The 13599-nt window shown below is 60.0% G+C and carries 11 protein-coding genes; 4 read left to right on the top strand and 7 right to left on the bottom strand.

What is annotated here, in order from left to right:
* The first annotated feature begins 165 nt into the window (after positions 1-165).
* On the top strand, positions 166-3039 hold the full coding sequence (gcvP, locus tag ATI02_RS17260) for an aminomethyl-transferring glycine dehydrogenase (protein WP_100846890.1): 2874 nt from the start codon (positions 166-168) through the stop codon (positions 3037-3039).
* Between the two features lie 178 nt (positions 3040-3217).
* On the opposite strand, the gene ATI02_RS17265 is transcribed toward gcvP, so the two are convergent.
* The 5 genes from ATI02_RS17265 to ATI02_RS17285 all read right to left on the bottom strand — a co-directional run bounded on the left by ATI02_RS17265 (position 3218) and on the right by ATI02_RS17285 (position 7279).
* The gene (locus ATI02_RS17265) at positions 3218-3538 is read right to left on the bottom strand and encodes a DUF2388 domain-containing protein (protein ID WP_169843014.1); all 321 of its coding nucleotides are present in this window, start codon (positions 3536-3538) and stop codon (positions 3218-3220) included.
* Between the two features lie 65 nt (positions 3539-3603).
* Complete coding sequence (locus tag ATI02_RS17270) at positions 3604-4047, bottom strand: NfeD family protein (RefSeq protein WP_095186906.1); 444 nt, start codon at positions 4045-4047, stop codon at positions 3604-3606.
* A 3-nt stretch (positions 4048-4050) separates the two neighbouring features.
* Positions 4051-4971: an SPFH domain-containing protein gene (locus tag ATI02_RS17275; RefSeq protein WP_064116343.1), complete on the bottom strand. Its 921-nt coding sequence runs from the start codon at positions 4969-4971 to the stop codon at positions 4051-4053.
* A gap of 92 nt (positions 4972-5063) precedes the next feature.
* Entirely contained in the window at positions 5064-6848 is a 1785-nt protein-coding gene (gene tfpB, locus ATI02_RS17280) for a type IV pilus assembly ATPase TfpB (RefSeq protein WP_095186907.1), read from the bottom strand.
* Between the two features lie 92 nt (positions 6849-6940).
* Positions 6941-7279, bottom strand: coding sequence for an ACT-like domain-containing protein (locus ATI02_RS17285; protein WP_095186908.1), 339 nt, complete (start codon positions 7277-7279; stop codon positions 6941-6943).
* 126 nt (positions 7280-7405) lie between these two features.
* Here ATI02_RS17285 and ATI02_RS17290 point away from each other — a divergent pair, with 126 nt between their 5' ends.
* Positions 7406-7870 (top strand): Lrp/AsnC family transcriptional regulator, encoded by a 465-nt coding sequence (locus tag ATI02_RS17290; protein WP_016983809.1) that lies wholly within the window; start codon positions 7406-7408, stop codon positions 7868-7870.
* Positions 7871-7959: 89 nt separating this feature from the next.
* On the opposite strand, the gene ATI02_RS17295 is transcribed toward ATI02_RS17290, so the two are convergent.
* Positions 7960-9330 (bottom strand): CYTH domain-containing protein, encoded by a 1371-nt coding sequence (locus tag ATI02_RS17295; protein ID WP_100846891.1) that lies wholly within the window; start codon positions 9328-9330, stop codon positions 7960-7962.
* A gap of 156 nt (positions 9331-9486) precedes the next feature.
* Here ATI02_RS17295 and argE point away from each other — a divergent pair, with 156 nt between their 5' ends.
* Both argE and argA read left to right on the top strand, forming a co-directional pair.
* Entirely contained in the window at positions 9487-10641 is a 1155-nt protein-coding gene (gene argE, locus ATI02_RS17300; protein ID WP_100846892.1) for an acetylornithine deacetylase, read from the top strand.
* Positions 10642-10907: 266 nt separating this feature from the next.
* A complete protein-coding gene (argA, locus tag ATI02_RS17305; RefSeq protein WP_100846893.1) occupies positions 10908-12209 on the top strand; it encodes an amino-acid N-acetyltransferase in 1302 nt (433 codons plus the stop codon).
* A gap of 82 nt (positions 12210-12291) precedes the next feature.
* On the opposite strand, the gene tauA is transcribed toward argA, so the two are convergent.
* Complete coding sequence (gene tauA, locus ATI02_RS17310; RefSeq protein ID WP_167394914.1) at positions 12292-13278, bottom strand: taurine ABC transporter substrate-binding protein; 987 nt, start codon at positions 13276-13278, stop codon at positions 12292-12294.
* Positions 13279-13599 lie beyond the last annotated feature (321 nt).

Consider the following 13599-nt stretch of genomic DNA (forward strand, 5'->3'; position numbering starts at 1 on the left):
GCGGTCTGTCAGAACCATTTGAATTGACTGACACACCGCATTCGCGAGCAGGCTCGCTCCCACAAGGGGAAAGGGGTTGCTCTGAAAATTGGCGGCGATGTGGGCTGCTATGCTGGTTTGACCGTGTTGCATTGACGCCGAGCGCCAGCCAAGAGAGAGCCCGTCATGTCCCAGTTGCCGTCCCTGAGCCAGTTACGCGATCCCGATGCTTTCCTGCGCCGCCACTTGGGCCCTGATGCTGCCGAACAACAGGCGATGCTCGACAGCCTCGGCCTCGGCAGCCGGGCCGAGCTGATTGAACAAACGGTGCCGCCGGGCATCCGCCTCAATCGCGCACTGGATCTGCCGCCAGCGCAGGATGAGCAAGCCGCGCTGGCGAAACTGCGCGGGTATGCCGAGCAGAATCAGGTCTGGACCAGCCTGATCGGTATGGGCTACCACGGCACCCTCACGCCGACCGTTATCCTGCGCAACATGCTGGAAAATCCCGGTTGGTACACCGCGTACACGCCGTATCAACCGGAAATCGCCCAGGGCCGGCTCGAAGCGTTGCTCAATTTCCAGCAACTGACCATCGACCTCACCGGCCTCGAACTGGCCAATGCCTCGCTGCTCGACGAAGCCACTGCCGCTGCAGAGGCCATGGCGTTGGCCAAGCGCGTGGCGAAGTCGAAGAGCAATCTGTTTTTCGTCGACGAGAACTGCCATCCACAGACCATTTCCGTGGTGCAGACCCGCGCCGAAGGCTTCGGTTTCGAGGTGATCGTCGACGCTGTGGATAACTTGAGGCAGCACCCGGTGTTCGGCGCGCTGCTGCAATACCCCGACAGCCATGGCGAGATCCGCGATTTGCGGCCCGTGATCGGTCATCTGCATGCGCAGCAGGCGCTGGCCTGCGTCGCCACCGATTTACTGAGTTTGCTGTTGCTGACGCCACCGGGCGAACTGGGCGCCGATGTGGTGTTCGGTTCATCCCAGCGTTTTGGTGTGCCGATGGGTTACGGCGGCCCGCATGCGGCGTTTTTTGCCAGTCGCGAGGAATACAAACGGGCAATTCCGGGGCGGATCATCGGCGTGTCGAAAGACGCTCGCGGCAACGTGGCGCTGCGTATGGCGCTGCAAACCCGCGAGCAACATATCCGCCGCGAGAAGGCCAATTCGAACATCTGCACCGCGCAGGTTTTGCTGGCCAATATCGCCAGTTTCTACGCGGTGTATCACGGGCCGGAAGGTTTGAAGCGGATCGCCCAGCGCGTGCATCGGCTGACCTGCATTCTTGCGGCAGGCCTTGAGCGCCATGGCATCAAGCGGGTCAACGAGCAGTTTTTCGATACGCTGACGCTGGAGGTTGGCGGTGCGCAAACCGCGATCATCGAAAGTGCCCAAGCCGCGCAGATCAATCTGAGGATTCTCGGTCGTGGTCGAGTCGGCCTGAGCCTCGATGAAGCCTGTGATGAAAGCACTGTGGCGAAACTCTTTGATGTGCTGCTCGGTGCCGATCATGGGTTGATTGTCGATGATCTTGACGCTGAAGTGCTGGTTTCAGGCATTCCCGCCAATCTCCAGCGCAAGACTCCTTATCTGCGTCATCCGGTATTCAACGCTCATCACAGCGAAACCGAGATGCTGCGTTACCTCAAGCAACTGGAGAACAAGGATCTGGCACTCAACCAGTCGATGATCCCGCTGGGCTCTTGCACCATGAAACTCAATGCCACCAGCGAGATGATCCCGATCACCTGGCCGCAGTTCGCCAATCTGCATCCGTTTGCGCCGCGAGAGCAGGCGGTCGGTTACACCTTGATGATCGAAGAACTGGAGCGCTGGCTGTGCGCGATCACCGGGTTCGATGCGATTTGCATGCAGCCCAACTCCGGCGCGCAGGGTGAGTACGCCGGGCTGCTGGCGATCCGCAAATATCACGAGAGTCGCCAACAGGGCGCGCGGGATATCTGCCTGATTCCATCGTCAGCGCACGGCACCAATCCGGCCTCGGCGCAGATGGCCGGGATGCGTGTGGTGATCGTCGAGTGCGATGACGCGGGCAACGTTGATCTGGCGGATTTGAAGGCGAAAGCCGCTGAGGCCGGTGCCAGGTTGTCGTGCCTGATGGCGACCTATCCATCGACCCACGGCGTGTACGAGGAGGGCATCAGCGAAATCTGCGAGGTTATCCACAAGCACGGCGGTCAGGTCTACATGGACGGCGCCAACCTTAACGCGCAGGTCGGGCTGGCGCGGCCGGCGGACATCGGCGCCGACGTATCGCACATGAACCTGCACAAGACTTTCTGCATCCCCCATGGCGGGGGTGGGCCGGGCATGGGGCCGATCGGCATTCGCGCGCATCTCGCACCGTTCGTCGCTAATCATCCGGTGGTGCCGATCGATGGACCGCTGGCGCAGAACGGCGCGGTCAGCGCAGCGCCCTGGGGCAGCGCAAGTATTCTGCCGATCAGTTGGATGTACATCGCCATGATGGGCCCGCAACTGGCGGACGCCAGCGAAGTGGCCATTCTGGCGGCGAACTACCTGGCGCAGCATTTATCCGGCGCGTTTCCCGTGTTGTATACCGGGCGCAACGGGCGGGTGGCGCATGAATGCATTCTTGATCTGCGGCCACTGAAGGCGCAGACCGGCATCAGCGAAGAGGACGTCGCCAAGCGTCTGATGGATTACGGCTTCCATGCGCCGACCATGTCCTTCCCGGTGCCGGGGACATTGATGGTCGAACCGACCGAGAGCGAATCCAAGGCTGAGCTGGACCGGTTTATCGGCGCGATGCTGAGTATTCGTGCGGAAATCACCGAGGTGCAGAACGGCAACTGGCCGGCGGAAGACAATCCGCTAAAACGCGCGCCGCATACGTTGGCGGATGTCACTGGGGTTTGGGAGCGGCCATACAGCATCGAACAGGGCATTACCCCGGATGCGCACACCAAGGCGCACAAGTATTGGCCGGCGGTGAATCGGGTGGATAACGTTTACGGGGATCGCAATCTGTTTTGCGCTTGTGTGCCGGTGGACGATTACCGCTGATTTCCCTGGATACACACAGTCCAAATGTGGGAGCGGGCTTGCTCGCGAAGGCGGTGTGTCAGATACATTGATGTTGGCTGATACGACGCCTTCGCGAGCAAGCCCGCTCCCACAGGGGTTAGGTGTTGAGGCGGAAATCCGGGCAAAAAAATGCCGCTCGTTTGAGCGGCATTTTTTGTTACTCGGAAGCCACGGCGTTCTTCGCCAGAATCGCGTTCGCCAGTTCCATATCTGTGGCTTGCAGGCCCGGGTTGTCGGCGCGGACTTTCTGCATAGCGGCTTCCAGATACGGCCCACGAATGCCGCCATCGCTGGCCACGAAGCTGCCGGCATCATCCTGCGCAGCGACGATCAGCTTGTGATCCTTGAAGGTCAGGTAAGTCGAGCCAGTGGTAGCGCCGGACGAAATGACGTTACGCCAAAAGCTGTCGGCCATCGCTGAACCAACAGGAAGGGACAGCAAGGCCAGGGTGGCGACAGCAAGTTTGAGACGCATGATTTAGGTGACTCCTGGGGGTTAACTACGGCGTTGGATCGTCATTTAGCGATCCGGTTCCATGCACACTAATCAGCACGCTCCACCAGGAATATCACGCCTTGTTGTTCCGTTACGCGAACGCGCTCGCCGACCGGTGTGTCAGGCCCCCGGGCAATCCAGACGCCATCTGCAACCTTGATTTTGCCGCGGCCGTCGATGATCGCCTCGCTGACCACGAACACTTTGCCGATCAACTCCTGGCCCCGCACATTCAGATTTGGTTGATCGCTACGGCGCACCGCGGTGCGCTGGCGTCGCCACCAGTACAGCGCGCAGAGGATCGAAAACAGCGCAAACAGCACCAGCTGGATTTCCCACGGCAGACTCGGCAAGACAAACGTCGTCACGCCAACTGCAGCGGCGGCCATGCCGATCCACAACAGGTAACCGCCAGCCCCGAACACTTCAAGAATGAGCAACACAGTGCCCAGCCCCAGCCAGCTCCAGAAGGTGAACAGTTCAACTGGCATGGCTCAGGCCTTCTTGCCGTCGAAGGTCGCTTTGACGATCTCGCCGATGCCACCCACTGCACCGATCATCGAGCTCGCTTCCAGCGGCATCAGAATGACTTTGCTGTTGTTGGCCGAAGCCAGCTTGCCCAGCGCGTCGATGTATTTCTGCGCGACGAAATAGTTGACCGCCTGCACGTTGCCGCCAGCAATGGCTTCGGACACCACTTTGGTCGCCTGGGCTTCGGCTTCGGCCTGACGCTCCCGTGCTTCGGATTCAAGAAACGCGGCCTGCCGGCTACCTTCGGCTTCCAGAATCTGTGCCTGCTTTTTGCCCTCTGCGGTGAGAATCGCCGAGGCTCGCAGGCCTTCGGCTTCAAGGATCTGCGCACGCTTGATTCGTTCGGCTTTCATCTGACCGGACATGGCGGCCATCAGGTCGGCAGGCGGGCTGATGTCCTTGATTTCGATCCGGGTGATCTTGATGCCCCACGGTGCGGTGGCTTCGTCAACGGTGCGCAGTAATCTCTCGTTGATGTTGTCCCGCTGGCTGAGCATGGCGTCGAGCTCCATGGAGCCGAGCACGGTGCGGATGTTGGTTTGCAGCAAGTTGCGAATGGCGTGTTCGAGGTTGTTTACCTCGTAGGCGGCCTGGGCCGTGTTCACCACCTGGAAGAAGCACACGGCATCAATTTGTACCGTGGCGTTGTCGGCGGTGATGACTTCCTGCGGCGGGATATCCAGCACGCTTTCCATCACGTTGATCTTGCGACCGATGCGATCCATCACTGGAATGATGATGTTCAGGCCCGGTTTAAGGGTGTTGGTGTAGCGACCGAAGCGCTCGACCGTCCACTCGAAACCCTGTGGCACGACTTTGAAGCCCATGAACAGAATGGCGATTGCCAGGGCCACAAACAGTAAAAGCACACTTCCGGTCTGCATAACGATTCCTTGTTGGATGGATCAATTGAGGTTGCAATGGCGCAAGTGTAACGGCCTGGAGCGGGGTTACGAACAGATTGATGGCAATCTGCTCATTTCTGCTCACTCTGCGGCGTCACCCGCAGCACCTCCTCAACAGTCGTCAGCCCCGCCGCGACTTTCTGCGCGCCGGACAGACGCAGGCTGCGCATGCCTTCCTTGAATGCCTGACGCCGAATCGCCGTGAGATCGGTGTCCGGGGTGATGAAGGCCTTGAGGCTGTCGCTCAATTGCATGATTTCGTAGACCCCGGCGCGGCCGTGATAACCCGTGTCGCGACACTCCAGGCAGCCAATGGCCCGTTGCGCGTTACTCGGCAGGGGCGCTTGCCAGGGGCGGGTCAGAGTCTGCCAGTCCTCTTCATCGAGGGTCAGGGGCGCCTTGCAATGCGGGCATAAGGTACGCACCAGACGCTGGGCCATGACCCCGAGTACGGTGGCCTTGATCAGGTAATGCGGGACCCCGAGCTCCAGCAGACGGCTGATCGCGCTCGGCGCATCGTTGGTGTGCAAGGTTGACAGTACCAGGTGCCCGGTCAACGCGGCCTGAATCGCCATTTCGGCGGTTTCGAGGTCGCGGATCTCGCCGATCATGATGATGTCCGGGTCTTGCCGCATCAGCGCGCGGACTCCGGCAGCAAAGCTCAGCTCGATGTTGTGCTGGACCTGCATCTGGTTGAAGGCCGGCTCGACCATCTCGATCGGATCTTCGATGGTGCAGAGATTGACCTCCGGCGTGGCGAGTTTTTTCAGCGTGGTGTAGAGCGTGGTGGTCTTGCCCGAACCGGTCGGCCCGGTGACCAGGATGATGCCGTTGGGCTGGCGCGTCATGTCCTGCCAGCGGCGCAGGTCGTCGGCGGAAAAGCCAAGCTGATCGAAGTCCTTGAGCAGTACTTCCGGGTCGAAAATCCGCATGACCATTTTTTCGCCGAACGCAGTGGGCAGCGTTGATAGCCGCAACTCGACTTCGCCGCCGTCCGGGGTCTTGGTCTTGACCCGGCCGTCCTGGGGTTTGCGTTTTTCGGCGACGTTCATCCGCCCCAGGCTTTTCAGGCGACTGACGATGGCCATGGTCACCTGCGGCGGGAATTGATAGACGTTGTGCAGCACGCCGTCGATGCGAAAACGCACGGTGCCTTGCTCGCGACGCGGTTCGATGTGGATATCGCTGGCACGCTGCTGGAAGGCGTACTGGAACAGCCAGTCGACGATGTTGACGATGTGCGCGTCGTTGGCGTCCGGCTCCTGATCACTGGCGCCGAGGTTGAGCAACTGTTCGAAGTTGCCGAGATTGCTGTTTTGCTGGTCGGCATTGCTCGCGCCACTGACCGATTTGGCCAGACGGAAAAACTCGACGCTCAAGCGCTGGATGTCCGTCGGGTTGGCCACCACCCGTTTGATCGGCAGCTTCAAGACGTGGGTCAGGTCGGCTTCCCAGCCGTTGACATAGGGCTGGGCGCTGGCCACGGTCACCGAGTCACGGTCGACCGCCACGGCGAGAATCTTGTGCCGTTGGGCAAAGGCGTAGGACATCAGCGGGGTAATGGCGGCGACGTTGATCTTCAGCGGGTCAATACGCAGGTAAGGCTGGCCGGCCTGTTGCGCCAGCCACAGGGTCAGGCTTTCCAGGTCGAGGTGTTTGCCCGGACGACTGAGGTCGTCCAGTTGCTGGCTGGCGATGAATTCCAGCGGGTGCATCTGGCCATGGGCGGCATTGCGACGACGAGCATTCAGCGCCTGCTCGGCCGAGTCCTGGCAGATAAAGCCTTGGGCGACCAGTTCACGCAACACATCGTTGAGTTCCAGCCAGCGGTCCTGAGTGGCAAGTTGAACGGACATGCGGGCTTCCTTTTGAGCGACAGTGCGAAAAAGGATAGTCGTGGCCCTGCAGACCGTTGGGCCACTACCCGACGAAGCCGTTGCCGGATTTTTCAGCCAGTCGCCTGTGCCCGCGCATCCCACGCGCTGTCGGCGTTTTGCAGATTCACCGAACAGACGCTGATCAGGTTACGAAGTTTTTCCGCAATCACCTGTGCGCGATGCCAGCTCAAGCCGCCCATGACGAGGTCGATCGACAACAGATCGTCCATTCGCTGCACGTTCACTTGCTCAGGCGTAAGAAACTGCAGCGCGAACAGGTTGAGCACGCGCACCAGCAGATCCGGTTCGGCCTCGGCGAGAATCTGATACTGCGCCAGGCAGTGGGCGTTACTGACGTTCCAGACATCGGCGCGGGTCGGGGGCGTGTTGACGGCTTCAAGGTGCGGCATGGCAGGGCTCCAAAATCACTGGAGGAATTTTTACATTCGCTGGCGGGTATTTCTTATCTAAGATGGGCGTTATTGGCGTTTGATCAACTGGATCAATTCGCAGAATGTTCTGTTTGAGGTTTTTCTATGCACAGCGAGCTGGACAGCTACGACCGCAAGATTCTCGCCTTGCTGCAAGAGGACGCTTCGCTTTCGAGCGCGCAGATCGCCGAGCAGGTGGGCTTGTCGCAATCGCCCTGCTGGCGGCGGATTCAGCGGATGAAGGAGGAGGGGATCATTCGCGGGCAGGTAACGTTGCTGGATCGCAAGAAAATCGGCCTGAACACGCAGATCTTTGCCGAAATCAAACTCAACGCGCACGGCCGATCGAACTTCACCGAATTCACCGAGGCGATTCGCGGTTTTCCGGAGGTGCTGGAGTGCTATGTGCTGATGGGCGCGGTGGATTTTCTGCTGCGCATTGTTGCGGCGGACATCGAGGCGTATGAGCGGTTCTTCTTCGAGAAGCTGTCGCTGGTGCCGGGGATTCAGGAAGTGAATTCGATTGTGGCGTTGTCGGAGATCAAATCCACCACCAGCCTGCCGGTTTGAGGCAAGGCAGCTGGCCTCTTCGCGAGCAGGCTCGCTCCCACAGGGGAGTGCATTCCGATGTGGGAGCGAGCCTGCTCGCGAAAGCGGTGTTACATGCGCAGCAGCATTTTCCACGCGCGATTCTGGTAAACCGCAATCGCCTGCTGCTTGCGCGCATCGAGCAATTCGTCAGTGATCGTCGGCTCGTTGGCCAGTTGCGCCAATTTGTTCAGCTCGCCGTACAGGCGATCCATTTCCGCAATATCCAGCAGGTTACGTGCGTGGTGCAGCCAGACCTGAATGCGCTCGATGCGCGGTAGCTGTTCGGCGAGATCTTCCGGCTGCTGCTGGTAGCGCTGCAGTTGCAGGGCTGTGGCTTCTTCGCCCAACAGGCGCGGCAACCAGCTGTGTAGTTGCGCGGCGCCCTGACGGTTGCCACGAACGTTGCGCTCAGCGGTCCAGTTGCGTGCCAGCAACCAACGCGAAGCGTTCAGCGAGAACAGGCCCCAGCGCGGGTCTTCCAGTTCCTCGAGGAACTGCTCCGGCGCGGCTTTGCGCACGTCTTCATCTTCGATACCGACCTGAACCAGAGGGCGCCAGTCTTCCAGCAAAGCGTCGAGTGCCACGCGCAGATCATGGGTCGATGGACGCGGTGCGGCCTGGCCGAGGCTGCTGAGCAGGGCGCGCATTTCGGCGAGGTTCTCGACCCAGTCCAGCAACAGGCGCCAGTGACCGTTGAAACGGTACTGTTCGGCCAGACGCTGACTGCTGCCGAGCAAGTGCCAGCCCAGCGCGGCAAAAGCGTCGTCGAGTTGGGTTTCCGGGGTCAGCTCCGGTGCCGGCAGGCTCAGCGAGTAGCTGTTGGCGTCGTACAGCCGATAGCCGCGCTCGGCCTTGCTGATGTCACATGGCATCAGGGCCAGGGTCTCGGCCAGTTCGGCAGCCAGTTCCAGCAGCGCGGCAGGTTCGCCTTCGCGCAGTTCCAGTTCCAGTTCGCAGATTTCTTCTTTCTGCTTGCCGACCACCACGTGGCCCAGATCCAGAGCGGCTTCGATGACCACTTTGGCCTTGCCGCGACCCCAGGCGATTTCGGCGCGCTCGCGGACGAAATCGGTGGTGAAGATCGGTTTCAGGGTTTTCTTGTCCAGCTCGGCCAGCGACTCGGGCCAGCATTCGCCGTCGAGTTTCTTCACGTCGAGCTTGGCTTTGGGCAGTTTCCAGTCGTACTCGTTACGCTCGGACAGGCCGGCGACGCTCTGGCCGCGGGTCTTGAGGGTCTGAATCACCTCATCGCCATCCTTGCGCAGGCGCAGGGCGACTTTGGCCTGGGCCAGATCGCGCTCTGGAGTGTCGAAGTATTGGTTCATCAACTCACGGCGTTCCCAGCCATTTTTGTTGCGCTTTTTCAGTAACGGGTGCTCGCGCAGGGCAGCGAGGGTTTCGCGGCTGACGCGGAGTTTGATTTCGGTTTCTTTCTGCATGGCCGGAAAATCCAGGATCGGGAGCGCAGCCGGGGGAATGTGTGGCTGCCAAGGCCGTGCAGTGTACAGGACTGAACCTTCCTACGCTTTGCGGCGGTTTATTCCTGGCGCCGGATGGTTCTATGATGGACCTCAATTCGGGAGTTGGAGTCAGCGATGCCTTTGCCATCCATGAAAGACCAGTTCGCTGCGCTGATTGCCGCGCCATCGGTCAGCTGCACCCAACCGAACCTTGATCAGTCCAACCGTGCGGTGATCGATTTGCTCGCCGGATGGCTCGGTGATCTGGGCTTCAGCTGCGATATCCAGCAGGTCAGCCCCGGCAAATTCAACCTGCTCGCCAGTTTCGGTTCAGGCCCGGGTGGTCTGGTGCTGGCCGGGCACAGCGACACGGTGCCGTACGACGATGCGTTGTGGCAGACCGATCCGCTGAAACTCACCGAAGTCGACGGCCGTTGGGTAGGTCTGGGCAGTTGCGACATGAAGGGTTTCTTCGCCCTGATCATCGAAGCGGTGCAGCCATTGCTCGACCAGCCGTTCAGGCAGCCTCTGCTGATCCTCGCCACCTGCGATGAAGAAAGTTCGATGTCCGGCGCCCGCGCGCTGGCCGAGGCCGGGCGTCCGCTGGGCCGTGCGGCCGTGATCGGCGAGCCGACCGGGCTCAAGCCGATCCGCATGCACAAAGGCATCATGATGGAGCGCATCGACATTCTCGGGCAGAGCGGCCATTCGTCGGATCCGCGCCTGGGCCACAGCGCTCTCGAGGCGATGCACGATGCCATCGGCGAACTACGTGGTCTGCGCCTGTTGTGGCAGCGTGAATTCAACAATCCGCAATTCAGCGTGCCGCAACCGACGATGAACTTTGGCTGCATCCATGGCGGCGACAATCCCAACCGCATCTGCGGCCAGTGTTCGCTGGAGTTTGACCTGCGACCGCTGCCGGGCATGGACCCGAAAGTGCTGCGTGCCGAGATTCTGCGCAAGCTCAACCCGGTTGCCGAACGGCATCAGGTGAAGATCGACTACAAGCCTTTGTTTCCCGAAGTACCGTCGTTCGAGCAGTCTGAAGACGCCGAATTGGTGCGCATCGCCGAAAAGCTCACCGGCCACAACGCCGAAGCAGTAGCGTTCGGCACCGAAGCGCCTTATCTTCAGCGCCTTGGCTGCGAAACCATCGTACTCGGCCCCGGCGACATCGCCTGTGCGCATCAGCCCGGCGAGTACCTCGAAATGTCACGTTTGCAGCCTACCGTGCATCTATTACGACAGTTGATTGAACATTACTGCCTGACCCCGGACAAACCCTGATTACCCCTTGGGGGAGCGGGCTTGCTCGCGAAAGCGGTGTGTCAGTCGATATTGATGTACCTGCTACACCGCTTTCGCGAGCAAGCCCGCTCCCACAGGGGAATGTATTTTGTTCGGGCAAACGCTGTAAATTGCCAGCATTCCAACCCGTATTCATGAGGAGAGCGCGCGTGTCGCCAAGCCTGTTCCGACGATAACCATCAGCCCGCTGTGCGTTTTCCGTTTCGCCCCATTTTTCGGCTGCTATTTATTACAGGCCCAGGTTCATGCCCGAATATGTTAATTGGCTTCGTCACGCGTCTCCCTACATCAATGCCCACCGCGACTGCACCTTCGTCGTCATGCTGCCCGGTGACGGCGTTGAGCATCCGAATTTCGGCAACATCGTCCATGACCTCGTCTTGCTGCATAGCCTCGGCGTGCGTCTGGTGCTGGTGCACGGCTCGCGCCCGCAGATCGAAACCCGCCTCGCCGCTCGCGGCCTGACCCCGCATTACCACCACGGCATGCGCATCACCGATGCCGCGACCCTTGAGTGTGTGATCGACGCGGTTGGCCAGTTGCGCATTGCCATCGAAGCGCGGCTGTCGATGGACATGGCTTCATCGCCGATGCAGGGCTCGCGTCTGCGCGTGGCCAGCGGCAACCTGGTTACCGCGCGGCCGATTGGCGTGCTTGAAGGTGTCGACTATCACCACACCGGCGAAGTGCGCCGGGTCGATCGCAAGGGCATCAACCGCCTGCTTGACGAGCGCTCCATCGTGCTGCTGTCGCCACTGGGCTATTCGCCGACCGGGGAGATCTTCAACCTTGCCTGCGAAGACGTCGCCACCCGCGCGGCCATTGATCTGGGCGCTGACAAGCTGCTGCTGTTTGGCGCTGACCTCGGTCTGATCGACGAGAACGGCAGGCTGGTGCGCGAACTGCGTCCGCAACAAGTGCCGGCGCATCTGCAGCGTCTGGGCAGTAGCAGCTATCAGGCAGAACTGCTGGATGCCGCCGCTGAGGCATGTCGTGGCGGCGTGGCGCGTAGCCACATCGTCAGCTATGCCGAGGACGGCGCGCTGCTGACCGAACTGTTCACCCGTGACGGCGGCGGTACGTTGGTGGCGCAAGAGCAATTCGAGCTGGTGCGCGAAGCGGCGATTGAAGACGTCGGCGGTTTGCTCGACCTGATCAGTCCGCTGGAAGAGCAGGGAATTCTGGTGCGTCGTTCGCGTGAAGTGCTGGAGCGCGAGATCGAGCAATTCAGCGTGGTTGAACGTGAAGGCATGATCATCGCCTGCGCGGCGCTGTATCAGATTGCCGATTCGGATGCCGGCGAGCTGGCGTGTCTGGCGGTGAACCCGGAGTATCGCCATGGCGGCCGTGGTGATGAACTACTGGAGCGCATTGAAACCCGTGCGCGGGCGCAAGGTTTGAAGACGCTGTTCGTCCTCACCACCCGTACCGCGCACTGGTTCCGTGAGCGTGGGTTTGAGCCGAGCAGTGTTGAGCGTCTGCCAGCGGCGCGGGCGTCGCTGTACAACTATCAGCGTAATTCGAAGATCTTCGAAAAGACCCTTTAACCGAGTTGCTCCATTCGCGAGCAGGCTCGCTCCCACATTTGGAACGCGGCTTCCTGTGGGAGCGAGCCTGCTCGCGAAGCTTTCATTGCGCCACGAACTTCGTACTGACATACGGCGAATAGTCCGGCAGCACCGTTTCAACCTTGCCCTGTTCCTTCAAAAATTTCGCCGTCTCCCCAATTGCTTTCGCCGTGCCGCCATCCAGCAGCGCAGTGGTTTGCTGCGCCTTGGCATCCGGGAAGGCTGAACCGGCCAGTAATTCCGGGACATCGGCGGCATTGGCACCAGTCAGTTTGGCGATTTTTTTCACGGGCTCCGACTCGGCAGTCCAGCTGTCTTTATGCGCCGCATAATCCGCGAACGAGTCCAGTGTGACCTTGGCAAATTTGGCCACGACCTCAGGATGCTTCTCGGCGAAGTCCTTGCGCGCGACCCAGACTTCGAAAGTTGGCGCGCCCCATTGGCCGACCTGCGCGGCGTCGGTCAGGGTCTTGCCGGTCTTGCGAATTTCACCGAGCGCCGGCGACCAGACGAATGCGCCGTCGATATCCCCACGTTTCCAGGCCGCCGCGATTTCCGCTGGTTGCAGGTTCACCACTTTGACTTTCGAGGTGTCCAGACCCCAGTGCTTGAGGGCGCCGAGCAGGCTGTAGTGGGAGGTAGAGACGAAAGGCGTGGCGATGGTTTTGCCGATCAGATCCTGTGGGCTATTGATACCGCTGCCATTGCGTACCACCAAGGCTTCGGCGGCGTTGATCTGTGCCGAAACGATGAACGCAACAATGGGCAGGTTGCGCGAAGCGGCTGCAGCCAACGGGCTGGAACCGAGATTACCGATCTGTACATCGCCGGAGGCAATGGCTGTCACAACTTCCGGGCCACTGTTGAAGCGGCGCCAGTCGATTTTCTCGCCAATGGTTTTCTCGTAGACGCCGTCGGCCTGGGGGACTTTGCTTGGGTCGATCCCGGTTTGATAGCCAACCGTAATATTGGCTGCTTGGGCTGAAAAAGAAATCAGCGCTGACACACAAACTGTAACAAATTGACTAGATAGTGCGCGTTTGGCCATCATGGCGTCGCCTTTTCGATAGGGTTTGACGATTCGGGGTTGCGCCAAAGCTAATCGATCTAAAAAAAGGCCAATAAATACCATTTAGGAATGAGCTTAGGCGCCGATACGCTGTATCCCGGCGGCGATGGCCAGATAATGGCTATATTCCGAAATGATATGAAAAAGAATTAATAAATTCTTTTTGGGCTTATCAGGAAATCTTTACTCTGCACGGACCAAATCACTGCGATTAGACCTTGGTCGTAGACACACAAAGTTACGATTGACTTGTCAGTCACAGTCTGGCGCTAATCGCGCATCTTAGGACCCAGGGGCGTC

The sequence above is a fragment of the Pseudomonas baetica genome, assembly GCF_002813455.1.
Lineage (GTDB): Bacteria > Pseudomonadota > Gammaproteobacteria > Pseudomonadales > Pseudomonadaceae > Aquipseudomonas > Aquipseudomonas baetica.